This window comes from Streptococcus sp. HMSC34B10 (assembly GCF_001839505.1).
Classification (GTDB): Bacteria; Bacillota; Bacilli; order Lactobacillales; family Streptococcaceae; genus Streptococcus; species Streptococcus peroris.
The window spans coordinates 39,251-65,301 of sequence record NZ_KV841556.1 but is presented as its reverse complement, the minus strand read 5'-3'; the positions used below and the strand labels follow the sequence as shown (position 1 = coordinate 65,301).

Annotated in this window: 29 protein-coding genes and 1 tRNA gene; 2 read left to right on the top strand and 28 right to left on the bottom strand. The window is 39.6% G+C overall.

Annotation, left to right across the window (positions count from 1 at the left end):
• Nucleotides 1-63: 63 nt before the first annotated feature.
• Nucleotides 64-1,263, bottom strand: coding sequence for a phosphoglycerate kinase (pgk, locus tag HMPREF3237_RS05875; RefSeq protein ID WP_070889145.1), 1,200 nt, complete (start codon nt 1,261-1,263; stop codon nt 64-66).
• Between the two features lie 270 nt (nt 1,264-1,533).
• Here pgk and HMPREF3237_RS05870 point away from each other — a divergent pair, with 270 nt between their 5' ends.
• Complete coding sequence (locus tag HMPREF3237_RS05870) at nt 1,534-3,165, top strand: Na/Pi cotransporter family protein (protein ID WP_070889144.1); 1,632 nt, start codon at nt 1,534-1,536, stop codon at nt 3,163-3,165.
• 30 nt (nt 3,166-3,195) lie between these two features.
• Here HMPREF3237_RS05870 and HMPREF3237_RS05865 read toward each other — a convergent pair whose 3' ends face one another.
• The 17 genes from HMPREF3237_RS05865 to HMPREF3237_RS05785 form a co-directional block, all read right to left on the bottom strand.
• Nucleotides 3,196-3,492, bottom strand: coding sequence for a bacteriocin immunity family protein (locus HMPREF3237_RS05865; RefSeq protein ID WP_025168594.1), 297 nt, complete (start codon nt 3,490-3,492; stop codon nt 3,196-3,198).
• A 24-nt stretch (nt 3,493-3,516) separates the two neighbouring features.
• Nucleotides 3,517-4,581, bottom strand: coding sequence for a glutamyl aminopeptidase (gene pepA, locus HMPREF3237_RS05860; protein WP_070889143.1), 1,065 nt, complete (start codon nt 4,579-4,581; stop codon nt 3,517-3,519).
• Nucleotides 4,582-4,684: 103 nt separating this feature from the next.
• Nucleotides 4,685-4,939 carry a membrane protein insertion efficiency factor YidD gene (yidD, locus tag HMPREF3237_RS05855; protein WP_006144907.1) on the bottom strand — a complete coding sequence of 85 codons (255 nt, stop codon included), beginning with the start codon at nt 4,937-4,939 and terminating at the stop codon, nt 4,685-4,687.
• The gene (locus HMPREF3237_RS05850) at nt 4,939-5,661 is read right to left on the bottom strand and encodes a pseudouridine synthase (RefSeq protein WP_006144906.1); all 723 of its coding nucleotides are present in this window, start codon (nt 5,659-5,661) and stop codon (nt 4,939-4,941) included. The genes yidD and HMPREF3237_RS05850 overlap by 1 nt, the downstream gene beginning before the upstream one ends.
• A complete protein-coding gene (scpB, locus tag HMPREF3237_RS05845; protein ID WP_070889142.1) occupies nt 5,648-6,217 on the bottom strand; it encodes an SMC-Scp complex subunit ScpB in 570 nt (189 codons plus the stop codon). The genes HMPREF3237_RS05850 and scpB overlap by 14 nt, the downstream gene beginning before the upstream one ends.
• 12 nt (nt 6,218-6,229) lie before the next feature.
• Complete coding sequence (locus tag HMPREF3237_RS05840; protein ID WP_070889141.1) at nt 6,230-6,964, bottom strand: segregation/condensation protein A; 735 nt, start codon at nt 6,962-6,964, stop codon at nt 6,230-6,232.
• Nucleotides 6,964-7,698 carry a site-specific tyrosine recombinase XerD gene (gene xerD, locus HMPREF3237_RS05835; protein ID WP_070889140.1) on the bottom strand — a complete coding sequence of 245 codons (735 nt, stop codon included), beginning with the start codon at nt 7,696-7,698 and terminating at the stop codon, nt 6,964-6,966. The genes HMPREF3237_RS05840 and xerD overlap by 1 nt, the downstream gene beginning before the upstream one ends.
• Complete coding sequence (gene cbpB, locus HMPREF3237_RS05830; protein WP_070889139.1) at nt 7,695-8,156, bottom strand: cyclic-di-AMP-binding protein CbpB; 462 nt, start codon at nt 8,154-8,156, stop codon at nt 7,695-7,697. Before cbpB ends, xerD begins: the two co-directional genes overlap by 4 nt.
• Nucleotides 8,153-8,674: a metallophosphoesterase gene (locus tag HMPREF3237_RS05825; RefSeq protein WP_070889138.1), complete on the bottom strand. Its 522-nt coding sequence runs from the start codon at nt 8,672-8,674 to the stop codon at nt 8,153-8,155. Before HMPREF3237_RS05825 ends, cbpB begins: the two co-directional genes overlap by 4 nt.
• Nucleotides 8,650-9,621 carry a nucleoside-triphosphate diphosphatase gene (locus HMPREF3237_RS05820; protein WP_070889137.1) on the bottom strand — a complete coding sequence of 324 codons (972 nt, stop codon included), beginning with the start codon at nt 9,619-9,621 and terminating at the stop codon, nt 8,650-8,652. Before HMPREF3237_RS05820 ends, HMPREF3237_RS05825 begins: the two co-directional genes overlap by 25 nt.
• Nucleotides 9,618-10,412, bottom strand: a complete 795-nt coding sequence (gene racE, locus HMPREF3237_RS05815) for a glutamate racemase (RefSeq protein ID WP_070889136.1) — start codon at nt 10,410-10,412, stop codon at nt 9,618-9,620. The genes HMPREF3237_RS05820 and racE overlap by 4 nt, the downstream gene beginning before the upstream one ends.
• A gap of 206 nt (nt 10,413-10,618) precedes the next feature.
• On the bottom strand, nt 10,619-10,864 hold the full coding sequence (locus HMPREF3237_RS05810; RefSeq protein ID WP_025168592.1) for a YneF family protein: 246 nt from the start codon (nt 10,862-10,864) through the stop codon (nt 10,619-10,621).
• Nucleotides 10,865-11,201: 337 nt separating this feature from the next.
• Nucleotides 11,202-12,128 (bottom strand): ATP-binding cassette domain-containing protein, encoded by a 927-nt coding sequence (locus HMPREF3237_RS05805; RefSeq protein WP_070889135.1) that lies wholly within the window; start codon nt 12,126-12,128, stop codon nt 11,202-11,204.
• Nucleotides 12,129-12,138: 10 nt separating this feature from the next.
• Nucleotides 12,139-13,206 carry an ABC transporter ATP-binding protein gene (locus HMPREF3237_RS05800; protein ID WP_070889134.1) on the bottom strand — a complete coding sequence of 356 codons (1,068 nt, stop codon included), beginning with the start codon at nt 13,204-13,206 and terminating at the stop codon, nt 12,139-12,141.
• An 8-nt stretch (nt 13,207-13,214) separates the two neighbouring features.
• Nucleotides 13,215-14,141, bottom strand: coding sequence for an oligopeptide ABC transporter permease OppC (gene oppC, locus HMPREF3237_RS05795; RefSeq protein ID WP_006144894.1), 927 nt, complete (start codon nt 14,139-14,141; stop codon nt 13,215-13,217).
• Nucleotides 14,141-15,637 carry an ABC transporter permease gene (locus tag HMPREF3237_RS05790; RefSeq protein WP_070889133.1) on the bottom strand — a complete coding sequence of 499 codons (1,497 nt, stop codon included), beginning with the start codon at nt 15,635-15,637 and terminating at the stop codon, nt 14,141-14,143. The genes oppC and HMPREF3237_RS05790 overlap by 1 nt, the downstream gene beginning before the upstream one ends.
• Nucleotides 15,638-15,702: 65 nt before the next feature.
• Entirely contained in the window at nt 15,703-17,682 is a 1,980-nt protein-coding gene (locus HMPREF3237_RS05785; protein ID WP_070889132.1) for a peptide ABC transporter substrate-binding protein, read from the bottom strand.
• A 183-nt stretch (nt 17,683-17,865) separates the two neighbouring features.
• Here HMPREF3237_RS05785 and HMPREF3237_RS05780 point away from each other — a divergent pair.
• Nucleotides 17,866-17,936: transfer RNA gene (locus HMPREF3237_RS05780), tRNA-Cys, on the top strand.
• Nucleotides 17,937-18,025: 89 nt separating this feature from the next.
• Here HMPREF3237_RS05780 and HMPREF3237_RS05775 read toward each other — a convergent pair.
• From HMPREF3237_RS05775 to HMPREF3237_RS05730, 10 genes are all read right to left on the bottom strand, one after another.
• On the bottom strand, nt 18,026-19,357 hold the full coding sequence (locus tag HMPREF3237_RS05775) for a hemolysin family protein (protein WP_070889131.1): 1,332 nt from the start codon (nt 19,355-19,357) through the stop codon (nt 18,026-18,028).
• A gap of 118 nt (nt 19,358-19,475) precedes the next feature.
• Nucleotides 19,476-20,303: a DNA/RNA non-specific endonuclease gene (locus HMPREF3237_RS05770; RefSeq protein ID WP_070889130.1), complete on the bottom strand. Its 828-nt coding sequence runs from the start codon at nt 20,301-20,303 to the stop codon at nt 19,476-19,478.
• Between the two features lie 46 nt (nt 20,304-20,349).
• Entirely contained in the window at nt 20,350-20,544 is a 195-nt protein-coding gene (locus HMPREF3237_RS05765) for a DNA-directed RNA polymerase subunit beta (RefSeq protein ID WP_070889129.1), read from the bottom strand.
• Nucleotides 20,531-21,817 (bottom strand): UDP-N-acetylglucosamine 1-carboxyvinyltransferase, encoded by a 1,287-nt coding sequence (gene murA / locus HMPREF3237_RS05760; RefSeq protein WP_070889128.1) that lies wholly within the window; start codon nt 21,815-21,817, stop codon nt 20,531-20,533. The genes HMPREF3237_RS05765 and murA overlap by 14 nt, the downstream gene beginning before the upstream one ends.
• 24 nt (nt 21,818-21,841) lie before the next feature.
• Complete coding sequence (locus tag HMPREF3237_RS05755; protein WP_070889127.1) at nt 21,842-22,072, bottom strand: DUF1146 family protein; 231 nt, start codon at nt 22,070-22,072, stop codon at nt 21,842-21,844.
• A 56-nt stretch (nt 22,073-22,128) separates the two neighbouring features.
• Complete coding sequence (locus HMPREF3237_RS05750) at nt 22,129-23,166, bottom strand: SepM family pheromone-processing serine protease (RefSeq protein ID WP_006144885.1); 1,038 nt, start codon at nt 23,164-23,166, stop codon at nt 22,129-22,131.
• Entirely contained in the window at nt 23,150-23,638 is a 489-nt protein-coding gene (gene coaD / locus HMPREF3237_RS05745; protein ID WP_006144884.1) for a pantetheine-phosphate adenylyltransferase, read from the bottom strand. Before coaD ends, HMPREF3237_RS05750 begins: the two co-directional genes overlap by 17 nt.
• Nucleotides 23,628-24,167 carry a 16S rRNA (guanine(966)-N(2))-methyltransferase RsmD gene (rsmD, locus tag HMPREF3237_RS05740; RefSeq protein ID WP_006144883.1) on the bottom strand — a complete coding sequence of 180 codons (540 nt, stop codon included), beginning with the start codon at nt 24,165-24,167 and terminating at the stop codon, nt 23,628-23,630. Before rsmD ends, coaD begins: the two co-directional genes overlap by 11 nt.
• A gap of 60 nt (nt 24,168-24,227) precedes the next feature.
• Nucleotides 24,228-25,220, bottom strand: coding sequence for an aspartate--ammonia ligase (gene asnA / locus HMPREF3237_RS05735; protein ID WP_006144882.1), 993 nt, complete (start codon nt 25,218-25,220; stop codon nt 24,228-24,230).
• Between the two features lie 95 nt (nt 25,221-25,315).
• Entirely contained in the window at nt 25,316-25,999 is a 684-nt protein-coding gene (locus HMPREF3237_RS05730) for a Bax inhibitor-1/YccA family protein (RefSeq protein WP_070889126.1), read from the bottom strand.
• Between the last annotated feature and the right edge of the window lie 52 nt (nt 26,000-26,051).

Genomic DNA, 26,051 nt, shown 5'->3' with positions numbered 1-26,051 from the left:
TCTAAATATCTCACCAGAGTGTGCAAAAAAAAGGAGAACCGAAGTTCTCCTTTTTTTATATTCTTATTTGTCTGTAAGAGCAGCCAATCCTGGAAGTTCTTTACCTTCAAGGAGTTCCATAGATGCACCACCACCAGTAGAAATCCATGAGAATTTGTCTGCACGACCAAGGTTGATAGCTGCAGCAGCTGAGTCACCACCACCGATGATTGATTTAACGCCAGGTTGTTTTACGATAGCGTCCATAACACCGATTGTACCAGCTTGGAAGTCAGGGTTTTCAAACACACCCATTGGTCCGTTCCATACAACTGTTTTCGCACCAGTCAAGGCTTTATCGAATTCAGCAATTGATTTAGGTCCGATATCAAGACCAAGGAATCCTGGGTCTACTGCTTCACCTTCAGTGTCTTTCACTTCAGTATAGTCAGCAAATGCGTTTGCTTCTTTTGAGTCAACTGGCAAGATCAATTTACCGTTTGCTTTTTCAAGAAGAGCTTTCGCTACATCCAATTTATCTTCTTCTACAAGTGAGTTACCGATTTCGATACCTTGAGCTTTGTAAAATGTGTAAGTCATACCACCACCGATAAGAACTTTATCAGCTTTGGCAAGAAGGTTTTCGATAACACCAATCTTATCAGATACTTTAGATCCACCAAGGATAGCTACAAATGGACGTTCTGGAGCTTCAACTGCTTCTTTGATGTAGGCAATTTCGTTTTCAAGAAGGAAACCAGCAACTGCTTTATCAACGTTTGCTGAGATACCTACGTTAGATGCGTGTGCACGGTGAGCTGTACCGAATGCATCATTTACAAAGATACCATCTCCAAGAGATGCCCAGTATTTACCAAGTTCAGGATCGTTTTTAGATTCTTTCTTGCCGTCAACATCTTCGAAACGAGTGTTTTCAACCAAAAGAACTTGTCCATCTTCAAGAGCATTAACTGCTGCTTCCAATTCAGCACCACGAGTCACTCCTGGGATGAATTTTACTTCTTGACCCAATTTAGCAGCCAAATCAGCAGCTACTGGTGCAAGAGATTTACCTTCTTTATCTGCTTCTTCCTTAACACGTCCAAGGTGAGAGAAAAGAACCGCACGTCCACCTTGTTCAAGGATATACTTGATAGTTGGAAGAGCCGCAGTGATACGGTTATCGTTAGTGATAACCCCGTCTTTTACAGGAACGTTGAAATCAACACGAACGAGAACTTTTTTCCCCTTCAATTCAACGTCTTTAACAGTCAATTTTGCCATTTTGAAAGACTCCTTAATTTTTTATACGTGTTAATTATATCACAAAATCAACAAAAGAGATAGCAAAACCTCAAACTTTTACAATTCTTTACTGTCACTATTTTACTATACCACACCCGTTTACTATCGCTGATATTCGCAGAAAGTTTTCAAACTCATCACAAATCTTTCATTATTTTTAAAATTTTCATTTTATACTTGTTAGATTTCCTTTTATCCTTTAAAATAGAGTAGGAGAGATTCCGTGATTATCTTTCGGAGGAAAAAGAAATGTCCATTAATTGGCAGGAAATTGTATTTCACTTTTTAGGTGGTCTAGGGCTATTTTTATATAGTATCAAGACCATGGGAGACGGACTTCAACAGGCTGCTGGAGATCGCCTTCGCTACTATATCGATAAATATACCAGTAACCCTTTCTTTGGTGTCCTGGTAGGGATCGGTATGACTGCACTCATTCAGTCTAGTTCGGGCGTAACAGTCATAACAGTTGGACTCGTCAGTGCGGGACTCTTGACTTTACGTCAGGCCATAGGAATTGTCATGGGGGCAAATATCGGAACTACTGTGACATCCTTCATCATTGGTTTTAAGTTGGGAGACTATGCTCTGCCAATGCTCTTTGCCGGTGCGCTTTGTCTCTTCTTTACTAAAAATCGCACAATTAATAATATCGGACGAATCCTCTTTGGGGTTGGTGGTATCTTCTTCGCCCTCAATCTTATGAGTGGCGCCATGGAGCCTTTGAAAGATTTACAAGTCTTTAAGGATTATATGATTGAACTTAGTAAGAATCCCATCTTGGGTGTTCTTGTCGGAACAGGTTTAACCCTTCTGATTCAAGCCTCCTCAGCGACCATCGGGATTCTACAAAATCTCTACGCTAGCAATCTGATTGACCTTCAGGGTGCACTACCAGTTCTCTTTGGAGATAACATTGGAACAACCATCACTGCTATTATCGCTTCCTTGGGTGCTAATATCGCTGCCAAACGTGTAGCTGGAGCCCATGTAGCTTTCAATGTCATCGGAACCGTTATCTGTATGATTTTCCTAGTTCCTTTTACAGCCTTGATTCAATGGTTTGAAGTAACACTAAACTTGGCTCCAGAGATGACTATTGCCTTCGCACACGGAACCTTTAATATTACCAATACTATTATCCAATTCCCATTTATCGGGGCTCTCGCTTATCTAGTTACCAAACTCATCCCTGGTGAAGATGAAGTTGTCAAATACGAGCCTCTTTATCTTGATCCACAATTAATCAAGCAGGCCCCATCTATCGCCCTCGGAAATGCCAAAAAAGAACTCTTACACTTGGGAAATTACGCTGCCAAAGCTTTTGACCTCTCTTACGACTACATTATCAACTCTGAAGAAAAAGTGGCAGAAAAGGGTCATAAAACAGAAGAAGCCATCAATACGATTGATGAGAAATTAACGCGTTACCTCATCAGTCTATCCAGTGAGGCCTTGAGCCAAAAAGAAAGTGAAGTCTTAACCAATATACTCGATTCTTCACGAGACTTGGAACGTATTGGTGATCACGCGGAAGCCCTTTTAAATCTCAACGACTATCTTCAACGTAAAAACGTACAATTTTCTAAGGCTGCTCTGGCAGAATTAGAAGAAATCTATCATGAAACTAGTCATTTCGTTAAAGATGCTCTAGATAGTGTCGAAAATAACAATCTCGAAAAAGCTAAATCTCTTATCGACCGCCACGAAGCGATCAATAAAATGGAACGTGTACTTCGTAAGACTCACATTAAACGTCTTAATAACGGTGAATGTTCTACCCAAGCAGGTGTCAACTTTATCGATATCATTTCACACTATACTCGTGTGTCAGACCACGCTATGAACCTAGCTGAAAAGGTTTTGGCTGAACAAATTTAAAACGAAAAAAAATGCTTTGATTCTTTCGAATCAAAGCATTTTAAATAGCTCTCCAATCATAAAGGAAGATGCGGCTGCACCCCTGTATCTCGCTTCTTCCTTTTTGATAAAGCGGGCCAAATTGACTAACTCTGGCGCTGGATGCTTGGGATTTTTGAGTAGTTCAAGTGTGACTAGCCCTGAAAGTCGGACTGCTAGCAAGCGCTCATTGGTGCTAGGTAATTTCTTAGCAGTCTCTAGCAGTGCATTCACTAGATCTTCACTCAGGTTTTGACGGGCATTATTGTAAAGATCCCGTATCAAGGTTTCTAGGTTTGGTTCTTCCATCCCTATCACCTCCATCTTTTCTGTTTAATAATTTTTGATTAAATCTACTGTAGAACGATCCAATTTTTTAACTAAGGCTTGTAAGAAGGCTTGTGCTTCAAGGAAATCATCCATAGCGTAGAGTGTTTGGTGAGAGTGAATATAGCGAGCGCAAACACCGATTGTTGTGGATGGAACACCACCATTTTTCAGATGAGCTGCCCCAGCATCGGTTCCACCTTTACCACAGTAATATTGGTATTTGATTCCAGCTTCTTCAGCCGTTGTCAAAAGGAAGTCCTTCATACCTGGAAGAAGCAAGTGACCTGGGTCGTAGAAACGAATCAAGGTTCCATCCCCAATCTTGCCTTGACCACCGTAAACATCACCAGCAGGTGAACAGTCTACAGCTAGAAAGACTTCTGGATCTAATTTAGTGGTTGAAACTTGAGCTCCTCTAAGACCAACTTCTTCTTGGACGTTGGCACCAAGATAGAGTTCATTATTCAATTTTTGATCTGATAAGGCTCCTGCTAGTTCACTAACCATGAGGACACCATAACGATTATCCCAAGATTTTGAAATCACATTCTTTTCATTGGCTGTTAGAATGGCTGTACTGTCTGGTACGATTGTGTCCCCTGGACGGATTCCAAAGCTTTCAGCCTCTGACTTATCTGCAAAACCACCATCAAAGACAATATCTGAAATAGCTGGTACAGTTGGTCCACCAGTTCCTCGAGTCAAATGTGGGGGTACTGAACCTGAGATTACTGGAATTTCACGTCCTTGGCGAGTAAAGAGTTTAAATCGTTGGCTGCTAACAACCATTGGATTCCAACCACCGATATTTACAACTCTGAATGTCCCATCTGGTTTAATCTCACTAACCATAAATCCGACTTCATCCATATGAGCAGCAACAAGGACACGAGGAGCATCTGCTGCTGTTGAATGTTTGACACCAAAAATGCCTCCCAAGCCATCCGTTACAACTTCGTCAACGTGAGGTGTTAATTTTTCACGAAGATAGTTACGAACAGGTGCTTCATGGCCTGAAATAGCAGAAAGTTCTGTGACTTCTTTGATTTTTGAAAATAATGTTGTCATTTTAGTTCCTTCTTTCTGAAACCATTTTACCATTTTTTATAAGAGAACGGTAGTATAAATCATCAATCACCCTAACAGATAGCTTCCTACAACAAAAAAAGAATCACAAAGGCAATTCTTTTTCTTTTTGATTTCTTTTCAAGGAAAAGTGATCTGGTACTGGATCTTTACCCGTTTTAGACCAAGGATGGCAACGTAATATCCTAGCCAGTCCCATGAGGACCCCCTTGAGGCCATGTTTTTCAATAGCCTGAATCATGTAATTTGAACAAGTGGGCTCAAATCTACAAGAAGGTGGAAAAGCCGGTGATATGAAGCGTTGGTAAAAGCGCACTGGTGCAATTAAGATTTTTTTCATTATTTATTGGTTACAGCCATAGTGTGTAGTTGGCTAATTTCTTTTTTGTTAAGGCGACGGGACTCCCCTGGACGAAGACCAGTTAAGTCTAGATGCCCAAAACGAGTTCGAGAGAGTTTATCCACTTGGAGGCCAACAGCTTCAAACATTTTTTTGACCTGATGGTTACGCCCTTCATGGATGGTCAACTGAACCACTGAGCGGTTTTTTACGGGATCTACTTTGAGAATCTCGTAAACAGCCGGTTTGGTCTTCTTGCCATCAATCTCAACTCCTCTAGTCAAGGGGCGAAGATTATCTTTATCAGCGATTCCTTTCACACGCGCAACATAAACTTTGTCAATTTCATTACGAGGATGAATCATCTCATCGGTAAAGTCACCATCGTTGGTCAAAATCAAGACACCTGATGTATCCCAGTCCAAGCGACCCACAGGGTAAATACGCTCTTTCACATTGGGCAAAAGGTCGACAACCGTTTTACGACCCTTATCATCCGTTACACTGGAAATCACTCCACGTGGTTTGTTAAGCAGATAATAGACTTTTTCTTCGTTATAGATGGGTTGGCCTTCAACTTCGACCTTGTCGCCTGACTTGATTGTCGTTGCTAATTCACGTACCACCTGTCCATTGACAGTTACCAAGCCCTGCTTGATTAACTCCTCTGCTTTTCTCCTACTGGCCACTCCTGCGTGGGCAATATATTTATTGATTCTCATCTTCTTCTATCCTTTCACCAAATAATTGGCTTTCTTGTGCTTGGATATCAAGCTCATCAATTATTGGTAGTTCTTCCAAGCTGTTAATGCCCATGTAATCTAAGAAATAATCTGTTGTTACATAGAGATTAGGGCGTCCGAGAACTTCCTTTTTCCCATCTTCTCGTATCAACTCAAAGGCCTGTAGCTTAGCTAGCGCTCCACTTGAATTGACCCCACGAATGGCATCAATCTCGATCCGTGTGATAGGCTGCTTGTAGGCAATGATGGACAAGGTTTCAAGGGCAGCCCGAGATAGGCTCTGGTTGATGGGGGCCTTAGAGTATTCTTTCAAAACCTCTGCAAATTGAGGCTTGGTGACTAATCTATAAGAACCTCCTGTCTCAATCAGGGCTAGACTAGAATCCTGGTCTTTTTCATACTTTTTGGCTAATTTTTCAAGACTCTGCTGAATCCCTGTTGGTGGAAGCGATAGAACCTCCGCCAGCTGGCGAATTTTAATCCCATCTTCCCCCGCTACAAACAGGAGTGCTTCTATTTTTGCTAAAGTACTCATACTTCCTCTCTATCAAGCCTGACTTTGCTCTACTTGATTTTCGTCTTTCTTTTTCATGAGATAGATATCTCCAAAACTCTCTTTTTGAATCAAGAGAATTTCTTGGGTTTTAATCAACTCCAAGGTTGCTAAAAAAAGTGTGATGACCTCTTGCAAATCCTTGGTTTCTTTAAATAAATCCTGCAAGCATAATTGCTGACCTTCAACCAAGGCTTCTCGGACGATAACCATCATATCCTCAATCTTATACTCATCTCGTAAAATAGTTGTATGATTTTTCGAGAATTCTTCTTTTTTCTTGGTCAGTAAGGTTGAAAAAGCTAAGAAGAGATCGATCGTGGTCTTATCATGAATAAGTTCAGCATCCTCATAAATCAGCTCTGTCGGTGTTTTTGAGTAATATTGAGCTCGTTCTTGATGCTTCACTTCCAACTGCTCTCCCAAAAGTTTAAACTTACGGTATTCTTCGATTTGAGAAAGGAGATCCTGCTCTAGGTCATCCTCCAAATCTGTCACTTCTGCAACCTTTGGCAAGAGCTTGCGACTCTTAATCAGCATCAGTTGGCTAGCCATTACCATATACTCGCCTGCCACTTCTAAACGCATGGCTTGTAGGGTTGATATGTAGGCTAGATATTGCTCGATAACCTCTGTGATTGGCACATCATAGATATCCATCTGGTACTTTGAAACCAAGTGCAAAAGAAGATCCAAAGGCCCTTCAAAATCTTTTAGTTTAATATCCATTATCTATATTTTTCTAAGGTCATGACTGTCTTTAATCCTAATTTTTTAGCAATTTCGTACAAGTCAAGCTTTTCTTCGATTTGTCTTAATATAAACTGTTCTCTCAATCCTTGAGCCGATAAATCTGCAAAACCTTTTTCCTTTAGAAAGGCTTCTAACTGACGAAAGGCCCACTGACGGGAGTATGGTTTCCCAGCTTTTTCAAAGAGATAGGTCTGCCCCATCAAAGGTTCTAACTCCGTAAGCAAGTTTGTGGGAAGACTCAAGACTCTTTGTTGAGAGGCTTTATTGATTCTCAATACTTGAAAGTCTAGATTCACATCACTTGTTTTTAAGGCTAGAATTTCACTCGGCAAGAGGCCTAATTCTACTATTAACAAGGCTAGCAAGCGTCCTTCTGGATAGGCACTTTCTTGCCAGAAAGAACTCAAGTCTAAAAGCTCTGACTTCCCTGGCTTTTTCTCAGCATGTTTGGGTAATTCCAAACGGTAAAAAGTGCCAATCTTTCCTTTCTGGTATAAAAAGTAGAGAAATTGATTACAAGCAGAAACTTTACGCTTTTGGGCACTGATTTTAAAATTTGAAAGCTGAGCTTGATAAATTTTTAAACTTGTCTCAGAGATTCGTTCTCCAACAAGAGTTAAAAACTGCTCCAAATCATACTTATAGGACTGTTTAGAATTGCTAGATAGATTTTGTTTTTCTTCTAAAAATGCTGAAATCCATTCTCTCATTTGCTTCGAATCTCATATTCTTTACTAAAATCATGCAGAAGGGCATTGACAGCCTTAAGGATTGATTTCCGCGTGATAATCCCTTGGAAAATACCATCCTTGTCAACGACTGGTAGGAAAGACTCATCCACTAACTTATGTAAAACATCCGTCAATGTATAGTCTGGACTGACAACTGCTACGTCCTTCTTGGTCATGTGTACGATATCTGTATCTGCCATGACTTCCTGACTCAAGCCCTGCTCCATTTGGTATGCAAAAATATCTCTAAGCCCAATGGTTCCAACAAATTTTTTCTCAGCAGTCACTACTGGCACCCTGGTATAGGTCATCTGGCTAAGAAGGAGAATTGCATGATCTGCATTGTGACTATCAATGAGCACAGCCAAATTTTCAGCAGGTGTTAAAAAGGTTCCCTCTTGCTCCAGTAAAAACTGTTCAAATTCTTTGGCAATCATCGAGTAAACTCCTTGGACAAGCCTGGATAGATCTCATGCTCACGTGTTAAAAAGTCCACTTTAAAGTAGCTATCATCAATCTCCACACGAGCATAAAGGCATTCTCTGATAGTACCACGTGGTTGACTGATAGAACCTGGATTTAAAAAGAGAGTCTTTCCTTCCATCCAAGCATCTGGAACATGCAAGTGACCATAAAGACAGATATCTGCATCCTCCTCTTGAGCCCAAAAATTAAGCTTTTGGAAATTAAAGTTAATATCAAATAAATGCCCATGAGTCTGGATAATCTTGGTAGGACCAAGTTGAGTCACCAAACGTTCTGGATAATCTGAGTAAAAGTCCATATTCCCCTTAACAACGTGGATACCTTCCCAGAGTGGTGAATCAGGACGAAGCTCCGAGTCACCATCGTGAAAAATGGCATCAACTTTTCCAAGATAGCGGTCACGGATTTCTTCTACAATCAAGCTATCTCCATGAGAGTCGCTCATTACAATGATGGTTTGCTTTGCCATGATGGAAATACCTCCAAAAGTTTCTTAACGGCTAAGGCACGGTGAGACTGACTATTTTTTTCTTCAAGGGTTAATTCGGCTGATGACTTCCCAGTCTCTCCTACTAGGAAGAGCGGATCATAGCCAAAACCATTTTCACCCTTAGGTTCAAAATTAATGTAGCCTGGCCAGTCAGCTTCGACAACCAAGCTTTCCTTACCTGGACTAGCTACGACCAAGGTAGTGTGGAATTGAGCCGAACGATCCTTGAGTTCAAAGACCATAGCCAATTCGTGCAAGAGTTTGGCATTATTCTCTTCATCACTTGCTCCTACTCCTGCGAATCGAGCTGACCAGACACCTGGTAATCCACCGAGGACATCGACTTTAAGACCAGAATCATCTGCTAGAACCATCTTGCCTGTCAATTTGGAGATGGTTTCAGCCTTAAGGCGAGCATTTTCTTCAAAGGTCATACCAGTTTCAGCAACTTCAGGCAGATCTGGGTAATCATTGAGATTCTCCACATCATATCCAAGTTTGTCAAAGATAGCACGAAATTCCTTGGTCTTCCCTTCATTACGAGTTGCAATCAACAAGGTTTCTCTGACTCTGCTAGTTTCAAAGAAGGCTTCAACATCAACTCCTTCTTTAGGCAATTCTACATGCAAGAGTTTCCCATTTTCGACCAAAAGCAGAGCTCCTTGACGTTGAATGACCTCTAGGTTTCGATCTGCTTCTTGGTTAAGTATATCTACTATAAAAGAGAGTAGTCTATAGTCTGAACTATATCGTAAAACAGTGACTGAAAGTGGAAATCCTCTCTCCTCATCTCGAAAGATTTTGGATAAATCAAATAAAGGAAACTCTAACTCATCATCCGTCAAAGCCCGAATGCCACCAAAAACACTATAGGAACCGACATACCAATCCTGATCGTCCTTGTATTCATAAATTTTATTTGTCATAATGTTACATGCTCCACATGAATCTCTTTTTCTAGCCATTCTGCTCCGATTTGAGCAAAACTTTGGCTATTTGCAGTTGTGTAAAAACGATGTTGTAGAGGCCCTGCATCGCGGCTACGATTAATCTCGAAATAATTGAGTAAAACAGAGATATCCCGCACGCACTCTGCACCACTATCAATCAGTTTTACGTCTGGCCCCATCACATTCTGGATAATGGGTCTTAGAAGCGGATAATGGGTACAACCCAAAATCAAGCTGTCTACCTTACCTACCAAGGGGCGCAAGGTTTCATAGACTACTTTCTTGGTCACACTGGTTGAAAGGGCACCAGACTCAACCAAGGGAGCAAACTTAGGACAAGACAAACTCTCCACCTGTAAATTAGGATCTAAGTCATGGATTTTTTGACGATAGATATCTGATTGTACTGTCATCGGTGTTCCAATTACACCGATTTTACCACCCTGACTTGCTTTGATAGCTGCTGAAGCACCTGGCAAAATCACACCCAGCACAGGGATATCCAGTTTGGATTTGATTTCTTCCCAGACAACTGCTGTTGCAGTATTACAAGCAATGACAATCATCTTGACATCCTTAGTCAAAAGAAAGTTGACCAACTGCCAAGTATATTCACGAATTTGCTCAGCAGGACGGGGTCCGTAAGGTGCCCGTGCCGAATCCCCAATATAGACGATTTCTTCATGAGGAAGCTGGCGCATGAGCTCACGTACAACAGTCAAGCCTCCAACGCCCGAATCCAAAAAACCAATTGGTCGATTATCCATATAGTCTTCTTTCTAGTCTTATTTTTCTGATTGATAGTTCATCATGATTACTAAGTTCCGATAAAATTGCTGACAGATAATCGGTTGCAACTATCTCCTTCTTAATCATAATCAAATATCAATAGAATGCAAGGAAAAAGTCTTTTTTCTAAATAATAGTTGAACATAGTGAGAAGTCTGGAATTTTCATCCCAGACTTTTCCTATTTATTTCTTTTTATTGTTAGCAAGGGCTGATTTTTGTTGGCGGATAATTTGGTGATAAACTTGTTGCACCTTAGCCTCGCTTGGTTTTTGTCCACTAGCACTTAAAAGCGTACGAACAGCTTCAGCGTTTAAACGTGGGTTGTCTGCAAATTCTTTTTCAACTTGCTTACGCACTAAGTACATTCCACCAAGTGCACCTCCTAGAAATGCTAGAACAATCAATAAAATAGCTAAAATTAAATCCATCATTTTTCTCCTGTTTCTTTTGGAATCTTATATATTATACCATAAAGTCCTAAGCCTGACTAGTTTGATTTATGTTTTCAAAAACAACTAACTATCATCTCAATTCACTTGTCCTATATAATTAACTTACTTAATGCAAATTATAAAAACTAGGACATACACTTTCTATAAAATAAACTAACTAAGTTTATAAAATATTTTGACACATCAATACATTTGCAATCGTAAAATTTTAGAGTTTAACTACACTACTTCCTTCGAAATAAAAAATATTTATATAAAGAAAAAAAGTTTTATAACTTCTTAGAAAAATCCCAAAGAAGTTATAAAACTAATGTTATTTAACTTGTTGTTTGTAGTTTTCCAATTCTGCTTGGTTAGCCCAAACATAGTGACCTGGACGAATTTCATGCATAGATGGCTTATCTGTTTCGTAGTCATGTTGATTTGGATCATAGACTTTCAAAACTTTTTCGCGCTCTAAGATTGGGTCTGGTATCGGAACGGCTGATAACAATGCTTGTGTATAAGGGTGGATTGGATTGTTAAACAATTCTTCTGTTTCTGCAACCTCTACAATCACTCCCTTATAAATAACCGCAATTCGATCAGAGATAAAACGAACTACTGACAAATCATGGGCGATAAAGAGATAAGTCAAGCCTAATTCTTTCTGAAATTTCTTGAGCAAGTTCAACACTTGAGCACGGACAGAAACATCCAAGGCTGAAATTGGTTCATCTGCAATAACGAAGTCTGGTTGCATAACCAAGGCACGAGCAATACCAATACGTTGACGTTGTCCACCTGAAAACTCATGTGGATAACGTGTCAAGTGTTCTGCCAAAAGTCCAACTTCATGAATAATGTTTTGAACTTTTTCTTTTCGCTCTTCTTCGTTTTTGAATAAGTGGTGATTATACAAACCTTCAGAGATGATATAATCAACCGTAGCACGTTCATTCAAACTAGCAGCAGGGTCTTGGAAAATCATCTGGATACGGCGAATTAATTCAGCTGCTTGTGCACGAGATTTTTTCCCATTGATTTTTTGTCCATCAAAAATGATGTCACCCTTGCTAGTATTATTCAGACCAATGATAGCACGACCAATTGTTGTCTTACCACTTCCTGATTCCCCAACAAGAGAGAAGGTTTCTCCCTTGTTGATAAAAAAGTTAGCATTTTTAACGGCTACAAACTTCTTGCTTCCTTCACCGAAGGAAATTTCTAAATTTTTAATTTCTACTAATTTTTCAGACATTTCCTTCCTCCTAGTTTTCGAGATGAGCAAAGCCCATTTTTTCACGAATCTTGTGGTGTAAATCTGCAATTACCGCAGGTTTTGCTACTTTTGGAGCTTGTTCATGAAGCAACCATGTTCTTGCCCAGTGCGTATCAGACACTTTAAATTGAGGCGCTTTTTCTTCAAAATCGATTTGCATCGCATAATCTGAACGAAGAGCAAATGCATCCCCTTTCAACTCAGCATAGAGTGATGGAGGTGTACCAGGGATTGAATAAAGCTCCCCTTTGTCATCTGCCAACTGTGGCAAACTAGACAAGAGACTCCATGTGTATGGATGACGAGGGTCATAGAAAATTTCCTCTACGGTACCGTACTCAACAATTTCACCCGCATACATAACAGCAACCTTATCAGCAATACTTGCTACCACACCAAGGTCATGGGTGATGAAGATAGTTGTGAAATGATACTCTTTTTGAAGTGATTTTAACAAGTCAATAATCTGAGCTTGAATGGTCACATCCAAGGCTGTCGTTGGTTCATCACAAATCAAGATATCCGGACGACAAGCAAGTGCAATCGCGATAACGATCCGTTGACGCATCCCTCCAGAATACTGGAATGGATACTCTTCAAAGCGTTTTTCAGCATCAGGAATTCCGACTTTATTCATATAATCGATAGCCATTTCTTTGGCTTCTTTCGCTGTCTTCCCTTGGTGCTTAATGATAACTTCAGTGATTTGACTACCAATTGTATTAATAGGGTCAAGACTGGTCATTGGATCTTGGAAAATCGTAGCAATCTTAGCCCCACGAATATTTTCCCAATCTTTATTAGAAGAAAGGGCAGTTAAATCTTGGCCACGATAGTTAATGCTACCTTTGGCAATACGTCCATTTTCCTCCAACATCCCTGTGAAAGTTTTTGTTAAAACGGATTTTCCAGAACCAGATTCCCCTACTAGAGCCAGTACTTCACCTTCAACCAAATCAATGGAAACGCCACGAATCGCTGTTAAAACTTTGTCACGAACGTCAAATTCCACAACAATATCGCGAGCAGTCAAAATTACATTATTTTCTTTTGTCATGTCTACTCCTATCTATGTGTACGTGGATCACTTGCATCCGCTAAGTTCTGACCAACAACGAAGAGGGATAATGATACTAGAATCAAGGTCGTCAATGGAATCCAGAACAAGTAAGCATTGGTTGTTACGTTTTGAGAGTAATCTGAAATCAAACGTCCCAAACTTGGTACTGTAATTGGTAAACCAAGCCCAAAAAATGAAAGGAAGGCTTCATAAGAGATAAAGCTTGGAAGCATCAGTGTCATAGTTGATACGATAACTGATACCAACTGAGGCATGATATTCTTGATAACAATCTTAAAGGTTGGTGTCCCAAGAGTACGAGAAGCAAGGTTATATTCCAAATCGCGGTAACGCATGATTTGGATACGAATTGAATAGGCAATCCCAATCCAAGTCGTTACACTCATGGCAAAAATCAAATTCCAGAAACCTGCTCCGATTGAGTAAGTTAGGACGATAACGATCAATAGGTGTGGAATATTTGAGATAACGTTATAAACTTCCATCATGACGCGGTCAACAGATTTTGAGATTCCCCAAATACCCCCGACTATAATCCCTATCACAACGTTGATGAAAGTTGCAAGGACAGAAATCAGGATAGAGTTACGAGCTCCAAACCAAACACCATCAAATAGAGATTTACCATTACTATCTGTTCCAAACCAATATTCTCCATTCGGTTTGATATAACGAGCACTGAAGTCATTTACCTTACTAACGTCGTTATAGTCAAAATTAGAGAACATTGGATAAATGAAACTCATCAAAATAACTGAAATCAAAATCGCTAGCATAACGATTGTTGATTTCTTTTTCATGAATTGTCTGAAAACAGAACCCCAGTATGAATAGGCAGGAGCATCAATTGCTTCAGAGGCAAAATCGTCACGTTTTACAAACTTAAATTTCTCATTACTAATTGTAGACATTATTTGCCTCCTTTCTCTGTCAATTTAATACGTGGGTCAAGCATTGTCATCCAGATATCTCCAATAAACAATGAGAAGATGGAGATACAAGTGAAGATAAAGACAAGGCCAACTACCATAGAGTTATTTGAAGCTTTGACAGAGTCAATCAACATTTTACCCATACCAGGATAAGCAAAGACTGTTTCAGTCAAAGTAGCTCCACCGATAACTCCCATAATAGAAGCCGGAATTCCAGAAACCAATGGAACCATGGCATTTTTAAAGATATGCTTGTTAGAAATTTCTTTTTCAGACAATCCTTTTGAACGAGCAAAACGTACAAAGTCTTGAGATTGCAAGTCAATCATATAACGACGAATCCAGATAGCAGTACCTGGTGCCCCCAACAATCCTAAAATGACTGCAGGTAAGATATAAGAGCGCACATCTCCAGCTCCCAAGATTGGGAATGAATCTGGAAGTCCAATAGAAGATCCAATCAAACGGATGATATAAACTAAGGCGATTGTTGGAAGAGCCAACAAGAAGGTCAAAGCACCTGTAGAGAAACTATCAATCCAAGAATTCTTATGGCGTGCCATGAGAGATCCAAGAGGAACTGCAATTGCATAAGAAATAACTAAACCAATCAAACCAGCAATAGCTGAACTTGTAATCATTGAAGGATATTGATAGTTGCTTTCAGTTGCAGTGTATGGATCATCCTTGCCGTAGTTTGCCACTTCACGGGCATCAGCTTGACTTGGAGATTTATAAGTTCTTGAGTAAATATTGACAGATGACGTCTTTTTACCTGTTGGGAATTGAACCTCTGAAGTCTTCGTTTGACCTTGTCCTTGAGTGATTACTTGAAGAACAGGCGTATTTGCGTAGGTTGGATAAGAATCACCTAAGTTAATATTCACAAAATTCTGATGGACAAACGGGAATTTATTGTTAAAATACAACAAATATTTATGCTTAGTTCCTGAACCGACTAAAGACCAACCAATAGCTGGGTCATTTTCAAATCGTAGATAACGCTGCAAGTTGGGATTTTCAGGATCTTGAATTTTATTTGTATGATCAATATCAATCAAATTAGCATAGAATTTGAATACACGTTCAAAAATTGGAATTTCACGCGTCGCATAAAATTGTCCACTTTCTGTGAATTCACCCAATTTCCAACCATGTCCTAGTTGTTGGATATACTTCTCATAAATGGCTTTATTAGTATCATTTGCATCTACTGTTACAGAGGAATCCATGCTACTAGTTTTTTCTTGCAACTCTTTTGTATCGTAATACTCAATGTATCCCATACGTTCATAAACGGTATTTTCATAATTATCCCGTTTATCCGCAGTAGTTGCGATCTTATTATAGTTCGGGTCCTGTTTGAAGATTAATTGCCGAGGAACCATCGTATAGATAATCGTATAGGTCAAGGTCGTTACTAGAAAAATAGAAACCAGTGACCGCAAGATACGCATTAAAACATATTTTCTCATATTAATTCCTTTAAAATCCCAAAAGAACCTTCTCCTTTAGGAGAGAAAGTTCTAATGAGCATTATTTATTTTACATGACTCGCAAAATCTTTTTGAGCTTTTTCGTTTGCTTCAGCTTTTTCTTTAAGCCATTTTTCACGAGCTTCTTCGTATTGTTTCTTCGTTACAGGTTTACTTTGTAATTGAAGATACTTGAAGTAGTTATCTGAACCCTTATCTCCAGATTGAGCATAAGAAGCCGTGAATGGTACTACGCGAGAGATAACTGGTGCAGCACCCGCACCTGTCATTGTAGGCATGAAGAGTGAGCTATCTGTTAACCAAGCTTGAGCAGCGGCATATTTTTCATAACGTTTGTTAAGATCTGTTGTTTCCTTGCTAGCTTCGTCGACTAACTTATCATACTCTTTCAAACCAACTTGTTGAACTGCAGCGCTATCTGGATTATCGTAACCCATGTAGCTCTTAGTTGTTGCTTTATTAGCTGTTTTTAGGATATCCAAGTAACTTGATGGGTCTTGGAAGTCTGGGCTCCAACCAACAGCACCTGAAAGATCCCAGTCTTCAGCAGCAGCGTTTGATGCGTAGTAAGTAATATTGTTCAATTCATCTTTTGAGACTTGTTGGATATCAATCACTACATTATCAGCACCAAGCACTGTTTCAACTGATTGCTTAAGAGATTGGATACGAGCGACATAGCTCTTAGTAGTTTGGTCAACTGGGATATCCAAATGGATTGGGAATTTGACACCTTCTGCTTCTAGGGCAGTTTTAGCTTTAGCAAACTCTGCTTTAGCTTTATCAGCATTGTAGAATGCATCTTGTCCATCATCAAATTTCACATCTTTCCACTCGTCTCCATAGCTAGCCATCTTTTCAGCAACCATGTCACCGAAGCTCTTGCCATCAGCAGAGACAAAGTCTGGTTTTACAAAAAGATTACGAATTGCAAGGGTTGCCGCATCTTTACCATTCACTTGAGCGGAGTATGAATTACGGTCAAGTGCAAAGTTCAAAGCTTTACGGAAATCTTTGTTAAGAAGGGCTTCCTTAGTAGATGTTTTTTCTTCATCCGTAGTTTTTGAAGTATATTTATAACCTTGACGGTCAATATTCACACCAATACCGAAAGTACTTGAACCTGCTGGAGTGTAGTAAATATTGTCCTTGTATGTTTCTTCAACTTTAGAATAGTTTGAGCTAGTTGGGAAGAGACGAGCAAAGCTATAAGCACCACTTGTAAAGTTACGTTCAAGTGATTCTTGGTCTGAACCATCATAGAAAGCAAGATTTACTGTATCAAGATGGACATTGTCTTTATCCCAATAGTTTGCATTTTTAACAAATTCGATAGAAGACTTGGCTGTCAAAGCCTTAAGCAAGAATGGTCCATTGTATAGCAATGAAGTTGGATCAGTCGCTTTGGCAAAGTTTTCACCTTGTGATTTTTCAAACTCTGCATTCAATGGCCAGAAGATACCATAAGACATCTTAGAGTTCCAGTATGGTTCTGGTTGGTTCAATGTATATTGAAGAGTATAATCATCAAGAGCTTTCACACCAACTGTTGAAAAATCTGTTGTTTTTCCTGAAACATAATCAGCCAAACCTTTAACAGAATCTTGTGCTAGGTAAAGCGCTTCTGATTTTTTATCTGCAGCGTGCTTCAAGCCGTTGACAAAGTCATTGGCTGTAACTTCAGCATATTCTTCTCCGTCAGAAGTGTACCACTTCACACCTTTACGAATCTTATAAGTGTAAGTCAAGCCATCTTGAGATACTGACCAGTCTTCTGCCATCGCTGGGGTAATATTACCATATTTATCATTTGTGAAGAGACCATCAATACCATTTGAAGTAGCAATTTTAGTACTTTGCTTACCTGAGATGAGGTAATCCAATGTTTCTGGGTCAGCAGAATATACGTAACCATAAGCTTTTGGTGCTTCAGCATCAGAAGATTTTGAAGAACCACAAGCTGCAAGGGTAGCTGATGTAAGCAGGACAACACCTGCTACAGCAAGAATCCGACTTTTTTTCATGTCTCATAACTCCTCTTTTTTTTTAAATTTTGAGATACTGATAATTATAACACAGTTTATTTAAAAAGTAAACAAATTTTCAGAATATTTTGTCATACCGCTTTCAAAACTGTGAAAACTTTCTATTTAAGAATAGAAACTATTGACGAGAATAAAATTTCAATGTATAATAATAAAAGTTAAGGCGGTATAGCCAAGTGGTAAGGCACGGCTCTGCAAAAGCTTGATCGTCGGTTCAAATCCGTCTACCGCCTCTATTATATTGAACAAAGACTCCGGATGGGGTCTTTTATTTTTGACGATGAAAAAGCTTTATCAGTATTTAGCTGATAAAGCTTTTATTTTATTCAGTTTCTTCTTCGACTTCAAGTTCTTGAATCTGAACCTTGACCTTTGTTACACGGCCATTCTTGACCTTGTCGTTGGTCAAAGTAATTTTTTTATTACAATTTTCTAACTCATAACTGAGTTTTTCCGTTGTTGGTATAGTTCCTACACCTGTCAAATAATAACCTGCGATGGTATCAACATCGTCGCTTTCTAACTCTAAATCAAAGTAATCATTAAAGTCATTCAAATTCATGGTGCCTTGAACGATATAGGTATCTTCACCTATCTGATGGACTTCTACTTCTGCCTTGTCAGTTTCATCATCAATATCACCAACAATCTCTTCAAGTAAATCCTCGAGAGTGACCAAACCTGCCATTCCTCCGTATTCATCGAGAAGAATAGCCATTTGTCTTTGTGAATTTCTCAACTCTTTTAACAAATCGTCCACAAAAATAGTTTCAGGTACAAAGAGTGGTTCCTGTAAAATTTTTCTCAATACAATATTGTCAAAACCATCGTAAAAGCCTGCTTTTAACAGGCTCTTGGTATGAATCAGACCAATCACGTTATCCTTGTCATCATCATAAACTGGAATTCGAGAAAAGTTTTGTTTTAAAATGCTTTCGATAATCGTCTGAGTATCATCTTGAATATCAACCATGAAGGCATCTGTTCGTGGGACCATGACTTCACGCGCCATAAGCTCGTCAAGCGAGAAAACCCCTTGCAGCATTTCAATTTCATCAGCATCCAAGGTTTCTTCACTATTAGTAAGCATATACTCAATCTCATCACGGGTCATTTTTTCATCTGCATCGTCAAATGTCATTGGTGTCAAGCGACTCAAAAGATTGGTTGATGCCGATAACATCCAAACAAAGGGACTTACAATTTTACCAAGAGCAATAATAAATGGTACTGTTCGGATAGCCAAGGAATCCTTAAGGTTTAGAGCAATTCGTTTGGGATAGAGCTCACCAAAAACGATAGAGATATAGGTCAAGAAAGCAAGTGACAGGAAGCTTGCAATTGCATGTGCAGATTCGCTATTTCCCATCCAAGAGGCAATCAATTCTCCAAGAGAATCCGCCAACTTCGCACCTGACAAGATCGTAATTAAAGTAATACCAACTTGAATGGTTGATAAAAAGTGATTTGGGTTTTCAAGTACCTTTAGCAAACGGATATAGCGTTTATCACCTTCTTCAGCTTTTTGTTCAACACGCGACCGGCTAAGGGAAACCATGGCCATCTCTGTCGCAGAGAAAAAGGCATTTAAAAAGGTCAAAACAACTAATAATACAAACTGCAGCAACAAATTCTGACTGCTCGGGTCTTCCATTTTCCTTCTCCTAAAAAGTATAATTGACACTATTATACCACATTTTTTATTTTCTACACATTAATTTTCAATTTCTATAATAAAGCCCCTATCGAATCGATAAGGGACTTTCTTACTATTAGTTCTTTGTAACTGTAACTTCTCCGGTGCGATAATTTAATTGAATCCCCTTTTGAACATTCGGAATTACAACATTAAATTCCAGTTCTCCGTCAGAAGATTTCGCTTCTATCTGAGATGCGGAAGGAACTAAGTCTTCTTCTGTAGCATATAGTAGCGTAACACGGTAACGCACTCGTTTATTCTGATCCAGTGCTTTTCGAACTAAACTTTCATAGTAGTTTTGTCCAGTTGAATCATCTGCACGTGCTTGATTGGCCCAAGCTGTCTGTACTGCAATATTTTTAGGATTACTGGTAGATGCATCGAAGCCATCTAAACCACCAATCAAGGCATAGCCTAGTAAATGCCCTCTATCCACTGCGTGATTGTAACTACCTTTTAGGTTCTTGACCTGATGCCATCCCGGTGGTGTCCAAGACGTTGAACCATTCCCAGTCTCTTCACGATCTTTATACTGTCGAGTCGCCTTTGACATGAGAGCATTGGCTACAGTTGGGATAGTCTCCCCTCCTACAGTTTTCGTCTTATTATCAGCATAGGGTTTACTCGATACCTTAGCGTCTAGATTTGTTTTATTCCCATTAACTATGAAGGCACCTGCTCCATTCCACTCAAGAGTTCCCTTTATTTGTTTTTTGATTGAGTCAGTCAGTACACTCTCCGCCAATTCTTGACTAGGAGTGTCAAGCGACTGCGATTTTTGTGTTACTTGTGTTTGCCGTGCACTATTGGAAGTCTGCATCCTTTTAATGTAGTAACTTCCTATCGACAAGAGTAGAAAAATCAGAAGACCTATAAGGGCTTGTCTGGTTTTTTTATTCATGTTTCCTCCTTGTTTTTTATCCCTAGAAAAAGGCCGGTATCCCAGCCTATTTTCCTGTAAATTTTGAAATCAATTCATGCCATTTTTCCGGTGTTAGTATTGCCCACGGATCTTGGCCTTTCCCAACTAAGCCATAGCCAATCATTAATCCGATACCAAGAGCTAAAATTCCTAGAAGTAAAACTACAATGACTAATAGAAATCGTCGCAATACATAAGTTACTTGTTTATTCGTCTTCATCAGCTTCCACACTTACCCGTTTAATATTAGCTCCTAACTGAGCCAATTTTTCATGGAAACGATAATAGCCTCTATCTAAATGGACAAGTTTCCCAACAACTGTCTCACCTTCAGCCACTAAACCTGTCAAAATCAAGGCTGCACTAGCGCGAAGGTCTGTAGACAGGACCTCTGCTCCTTGGAGAGCTTGCCCACCGACGATACGAGCTGTATCACGAATGATTTCAGAGTGCAAACCCATCCGGCGCATTTCCTCTAGATGTTGGAAACGATTCTCAAATACAGTCTCCACCATGATTGATTCACCTTGAGCAACCGTCATAAGAGCCGTGAACTGTGCTTGCATGTCTGTCGGAAATCCTGGATGAGGAAGTGTCTTAACATGAACAGCCTTTAACTTATCACGTTGAGAGCGGATACGAATCCCTTCATCCTCATCAATAACTTCAACACCCATTTCCTGCAATTTTGCAATCAAAGGGCGATTGTGTTCCCAGATAGCATCTTGAATCAAGACATCTCCACCTGTCATGGCTGCCGCCACCATAAAGGTCCCAGCTTCAATACGGTCCTGCACAACCTTATGTGTAGCACCGTGTAATGTTTCAACACCAGTGATTGTCACTGTTTCTGTCCCTGCACCCTTGACTTTTGCTCCCATTTTATTTAAGAGAACAGCCAAATCAACAATTTCGGGCTCACGAGCAGCGTTTTCAATAACAGTTATGCCATCAGCTAGCGTTGCAGCCATCATCAAGTTTTGGGTTGCCCCAACACTAGGAAAGTCCATATAGATATGAGCTCCATGCAAGCGTTCTGCCTTAGCTTCGATATAACCAGCTGTTTGAGTGATCTTAGCACCCATTGCTTCTAAACCTTTAAGGTGAAGGTCAATAGGACGACTACCAATCGTACAGCCACCAGGCATGGAAACTTTAGCGTGACCAACTCTAGCTAGGATTGGACCCAAGACTACAATAGAGGCACGCATCTTACTAACATACTTATAAGGAGCTTCTTCTGTGATATCTTCTGTTGCATCCACTTCAACAACATGTGCCTCTTGATCAAAATTAACCTTCGCATTTAATCCACGAACTACCTGGTTCATGGTAAAGACGTCTGATAAGATTGGAACATTTTTTAAAACTGTTTTTCCTTCACTTGCCAAAATAGTCGCCGCAAGTAGTGGTAAAACTGCATTTTTTGCACCTTCAATAGTGACGCTTCCAACTAGGCGATTATCGCCACCTTGAACTACAATTTTTTCCATACATACTTTCCTTTACTTTCGAGTTTAAAATAATGTTCGTACTGCTTCTTGCCATAGCTGATAGATATTTAGGAAAAAAGAACTGATTAGATATCCTAAACCGATACTACACAAGACTACTAAAAGTCGTACCTTCCTCGCATTGTCCTTGGTCACCTTCAAGATTTGATCCCATTTGACCAAATCTTTCAAGAGTTGAAAAACTAGGTAGACAAAAAACATATGACTACTGAGGGTAAAAAACAACTGAATCATCTGCCTATTATACCATCTTCTCTTTTTCTATGCTAGTCTATGAGCTCACACTTTAATTATGGATTGTTTTTCAAGTAATCAATCGCATCTTGAAGCGTTTTGACTGGAACAATCTTCATGTCTGTTTTAATCATTTCAGCTGCTTCTACAGCTGTGTCATAATTACTTTTAGCGTTTGGATTTGCCTTTTTTGCTTCTTCAGAAACAGGATTATTAGGAGCGAAAAACACAGTAGCTCCTTTTTTAGCAGCAGAAACAACCTTTTTATCGATGCCGCCAATATCACCTACATTCCCATCTCTGTCGATACTTCCTGTACCAGCAATGACACGCCCATTTCGAAGAGTAGGGTCTGCAATTTGCGTATAGATGGATAAACTAAACATCAATCCAGCACTAGGACCACCAATCCCAGCAGTTGAGAAACGGATTGGCACGTCACTAGATACTTCTGTGCGGTCAATCAGACCGATTCCAATACCATTTTTCCCATTTTCGAGGGTAATGATTTTACCTTCAGCGGTTTTGACTTTCCCATCTTCTTGGTAAGTAACCTTAACCTTGTCACCTAGCGTTTGAGAGTTAACGTAGTCGACCATTTCCTTGGAGCTCTCAAAAGTCTTATCATTCACAGCTGTCACGGTGTCAGCGATATTAAGAACTCCCTTAAAAGTTGAGTTATCTGTCACAGTCAAAACATAGACCCCCAAATATTTGAGTTCTATTTCCTTACCCGCTGTCTTTAGACCTTGATATTTAGCCATATTTTGCGAAGTTTCCATATAAAACTGATTGATTCGCATAAATTCCGTATCAGATGAACCACCTGTCATCTCTTTGGCGCTATGTATGTCCGTAAATGGTGTTAACCAGGCATACATCAAGTCAACCAGCCTGGCATGTTTAACTCCAACCGTCACAAATTGGTAGGACCCCTCCTCTTGGTCAGGTTGATTATTGACCAATAAGACTTTTCGAATATCCTCTGCAGTTCCTGGAACCTCAATGTAATAAGGCAGTGGCACCGTAAAAGCTATAAAAGTGATAATGAGGCCAATAATTAGATATATGGGCCATCTAGTCTTTCTCTTCATTCTTTAACTCCTCTAGGACAGCATTTGGCACATACTTACTGATATCTTGACCAAATTTCAATAGTTCTCTCACAGCTGAAGAGCTGATGTAAACATGCTCTGGGCGACTATGGAGATAGACTGTCTCAATCTCTCCTACTAATTGATGATTGTAAAAATCAAAACTGGCTTCATACTGAAGATCCGCAGCGTTACGCAAACCACGAACAAGAACATGGACACCCAGTTTTCTAGCAACATCAACGACTAATTCATCATGAGAGGCAATGACTTGGACATTTTTTAGGTGTCCCACCGCTTTTTCAACCGTCTCTAGCCGACTTTCTATCGGTAAAAATCCATTTTTGTTTGGATTATAAAAAATTCCTACATATAATTTATCAAAGAATTTACTTGCACGTTCAATAATATCCAAGTGCCCAGTAGTCATCGGATCAAACGAACCCGTGAACAACCCAATTTTATCTGACATAAACCGTCACCTTACTAATTCCATATATTTTTTGCTTCCAAATACCCAAACAAGCAATCTCTTCTGGAAGTTCTACTGTTTTATCGGTCTCACATACCACCATGACATCTTCTGAAAAAAGATTTCTCTCCGCCATTTTTTCAATGTCAGACGCAATCTGTTCCTTGGCATAAGGAGGATCCAAAAAAATGAGATCAAAGACGCCACTTACTTGTTCCAAAGCACGGCTAGACTCCATTTTTAATAGTTGAAACTTAGAGGTTTCTTTGGTCATCCCTATATTTTCTGCAACGATGTTCTGGGCTCGACGATCTTTCTCGACCAGAACTGCACTCGACATTCCTCTTGAGACTGCTTCGATGGATAGACCACCACTTCCAGCATAAAGATCCAGAACACGGCCACCATCAAAGTAGGGGCCAATCATATTAAAAATCGCTCCTCTAACCTTGTCCGATGTTGGTCTAGTCGTTTTTCCCTCTAGCGTCTTTAAAGGGCGCCCTCCGTAAAATCCAGATACAATTTTCATACCGTCTATTATACCAAATTCTGATAAAAAAAAGAAAATCGAACCTTACGGTTCGATTGTTTAAAGAATGTTATCGTAAGTATCTCTGACTTCTTGTGGCCAAACACTAGTTTGAACTTCACCGATATGTTTCTTACGAAGTAAGAACATGGCCATACGAGATTGTCCAATTCCTCCACCAATTGTCAAAGGGAAAAGGCCATTTAAGAGAGCTTTATGCCATTCCAACTCTAAGCGATCCTCATCACCTGTAATGGCTACTTGGCGACGAAGAGTTTCTTCATCGACACGAATCCCCATAGAAGATAGTTCAAACGCGCCCCCAAGAGCTTCATTCCAAACAAGAATATCTCCGTTTAGTCCCTTATATCCATTTTCAGATTCTGTTGTCCAGTCATCATAGTCTGGTGCACGCCCATCATGAGGTTTCCCATCCGGCAAGACGCCACCAATACCAATCAAGAACACAGCTCCAAATTCTTTACAGACAGCATTTTCACGCTCTTTCGGAGTCAAATCTGGATAACGTTCCACCAACTCTTCGGTATGAATAAAAGTAATTTGTTTTGGAAGGACAGACTCAATGTCATAACGAGCTTCTACTGCAAGCTCTGTTAAACGAACGGCCTTATAAATCTTCTCAACAGTTTCTTTTAGATAAGCAATATTTCGTTGCCCATTTGGAATCACTTTTTCCCAGTCCCATTGATCAACATAAACAGAATGAATCGCATCTAATGAATCTTCATCTGGACGAAGAGCCTTCATATGTACGAAGAGACCTTCTCCTTCTCCGAAACCGAAACGCGCAAGGGTATGACGTTTCCATTTGGCTAATGAATGAACTACTTCGTAAGTTTCATTTGGGATTTGCAAGACCTTAACAGATACAGGGTGTTCAATCCCTGAAAGATTATCCTGCATCCCGTCCCCAACCTTACTGAGGATTGGACCTTGAACTTCAACGACTCCTAACTTATCTTTTAAATATTGAGTAAAGGTATTTTTTACAAATGAAATCTCTTCTTGCTGATGAATAAAACTCTTTTTCATATGCCCCTCCTTTTGAATAATAAAAAGATTATACCTTTTTGATGATAAAATTGAAAGTAAAAAGTAAAAAAGAGCTCAATCGAGCTCTTAAAGTTTTAATCATCACTTCCGAAAATACGTAAGAAACTAAGGAAGAGGTTGATAAAATCAAGATATAGGCTAAGAGCTAAAGCAACTGCCCAACCTGTAGCAACCTGACCATCTGACTCTTCGTAAATATAACGAATTTTTTGATTATCCCAAGCGATTAAACCTGCAAAAACAATGACCATAACAATACTAATAATGTAGTCCATAAAGCCACTATTTAAGAAGATATTGACAACCATGGCTAGTATCAAACCAAATAGGGCTGCAATCAAAGCACGACCGATTCCACTCAAATCCTTCTTAATCACGACTCCAATAATGGCCATGACAAAGAAGAGGGCTGCACTGGAGATAAAGGCTGTTAAAACCGTACCAGGAAGATATAGTGACACAATGAAACTGAGTGAGAAACCATTTACCACTGAATATAGCAAAAACATTGGAAGTGTAGCAGGGCTATTCTTTGCTGCTAAGCCACTCGCAAAAATCACTAGAGCAACTTCAACAATTCCTGTTACGATTAACCATATGCGGGCGTTAAGCATCAGTTGAACAAGTAAATCTTGGAAGGTTGTCAGCATTAAGGCTGAAACAATTGCGGATAAAGCAATTCCCAAGCCAACAAAACTATAGACTTTCGCATAAAATTGATTCAATCCAGAACGTTCTTGAATAATTGTTTGATTCATATTTATTCTCCTTTATTTCTATTCTTTTTTATAGATTATAACAAAAATAAAA

Coding starts and splice junctions, on each gene's coding strand:
- HMPREF3237_RS05850 (WP_006144906.1), bottom strand. CDS start 5,661: ATGAGAATCAATAAATATATTGCCCACGCAGGAGTGGCCAGTAGGAGA.
- murA (WP_070889128.1), bottom strand. CDS start 21,817: ATGGAAAAAATTGTAGTTCAAGGTGGCGATAATCGCCTAGTTGGAAGC.
- pepA (WP_070889143.1), bottom strand. CDS start 4,581: ATGACAACATTATTTTCAAAAATCAAAGAAGTCACAGAACTTTCTGCT.
- xerD (WP_070889140.1), bottom strand. CDS start 7,698: ATGAGAGAATGGATTTCAGCATTTTTAGAAGAAAAACAAAATCTATCT.
- rsmD (WP_006144883.1), bottom strand. CDS start 24,167: ATGAAAATTGTATCTGGATTTTACGGAGGGCGCCCTTTAAAGACGCTA.
- HMPREF3237_RS05865 (WP_025168594.1), bottom strand. CDS start 3,492: ATGGAAGAACCAAACCTAGAAACCTTGATACGGGATCTTTACAATAAT.
- HMPREF3237_RS05810 (WP_025168592.1), bottom strand. CDS start 10,864: ATGGATTTAATTTTAGCTATTTTATTGATTGTTCTAGCATTTCTAGGA.
- coaD (WP_006144884.1), bottom strand. CDS start 23,638: ATGTCAGATAAAATTGGGTTGTTCACGGGTTCGTTTGATCCGATGACT.
- HMPREF3237_RS05765 (WP_070889129.1), bottom strand. CDS start 20,544: ATGAAGACGAATAAACAAGTAACTTATGTATTGCGACGATTTCTATTA.
- HMPREF3237_RS05840 (WP_070889141.1), bottom strand. CDS start 6,964: ATGGATATTAAACTAAAAGATTTTGAAGGGCCTTTGGATCTTCTTTTG.
- HMPREF3237_RS05755 (WP_070889127.1), bottom strand. CDS start 22,072: ATGATTCAGTTGTTTTTTACCCTCAGTAGTCATATGTTTTTTGTCTAC.
- HMPREF3237_RS05825 (WP_070889138.1), bottom strand. CDS start 8,674: ATGGCAAAGCAAACCATCATTGTAATGAGCGACTCTCATGGAGATAGC.
- pgk (WP_070889145.1), bottom strand. CDS start 1,263: ATGGCAAAATTGACTGTTAAAGACGTTGAATTGAAGGGGAAAAAAGTT.
- HMPREF3237_RS05750 (WP_006144885.1), bottom strand. CDS start 23,166: ATGAAGAGAAAGACTAGATGGCCCATATATCTAATTATTGGCCTCATT.
- HMPREF3237_RS05800 (WP_070889134.1), bottom strand. CDS start 13,206: ATGACAAAAGAAAATAATGTAATTTTGACTGCTCGCGATATTGTTGTG.
- HMPREF3237_RS05770 (WP_070889130.1), bottom strand. CDS start 20,303: ATGAATAAAAAAACCAGACAAGCCCTTATAGGTCTTCTGATTTTTCTA.
- HMPREF3237_RS05790 (WP_070889133.1), bottom strand. CDS start 15,637: ATGAGAAAATATGTTTTAATGCGTATCTTGCGGTCACTGGTTTCTATT.
- oppC (WP_006144894.1), bottom strand. CDS start 14,141: ATGTCTACAATTAGTAATGAGAAATTTAAGTTTGTAAAACGTGACGAT.
- HMPREF3237_RS05785 (WP_070889132.1), bottom strand. CDS start 17,682: ATGAAAAAAAGTCGGATTCTTGCTGTAGCAGGTGTTGTCCTGCTTACA.
- asnA (WP_006144882.1), bottom strand. CDS start 25,220: ATGAAAAAGAGTTTTATTCATCAGCAAGAAGAGATTTCATTTGTAAAA.
- HMPREF3237_RS05775 (WP_070889131.1), bottom strand. CDS start 19,357: ATGGAAGACCCGAGCAGTCAGAATTTGTTGCTGCAGTTTGTATTATTA.
- HMPREF3237_RS05870 (WP_070889144.1), top strand. CDS start 1,534: ATGTCCATTAATTGGCAGGAAATTGTATTTCACTTTTTAGGTGGTCTA.
- HMPREF3237_RS05730 (WP_070889126.1), bottom strand. CDS start 25,999: ATGAATCAAACAATTATTCAAGAACGTTCTGGATTGAATCAATTTTAT.
- yidD (WP_006144907.1), bottom strand. CDS start 4,939: ATGAAAAAAATCTTAATTGCACCAGTGCGCTTTTACCAACGCTTCATA.
- racE (WP_070889136.1), bottom strand. CDS start 10,412: ATGGATAATCGACCAATTGGTTTTTTGGATTCGGGCGTTGGAGGCTTG.
- cbpB (WP_070889139.1), bottom strand. CDS start 8,156: ATGATTGCCAAAGAATTTGAACAGTTTTTACTGGAGCAAGAGGGAACC.
- scpB (WP_070889142.1), bottom strand. CDS start 6,217: ATGAGTACTTTAGCAAAAATAGAAGCACTCCTGTTTGTAGCGGGGGAA.
- HMPREF3237_RS05820 (WP_070889137.1), bottom strand. CDS start 9,621: ATGACAAATAAAATTTATGAATACAAGGACGATCAGGATTGGTATGTC.
- HMPREF3237_RS05805 (WP_070889135.1), bottom strand. CDS start 12,128: ATGTCTGAAAAATTAGTAGAAATTAAAAATTTAGAAATTTCCTTCGGT.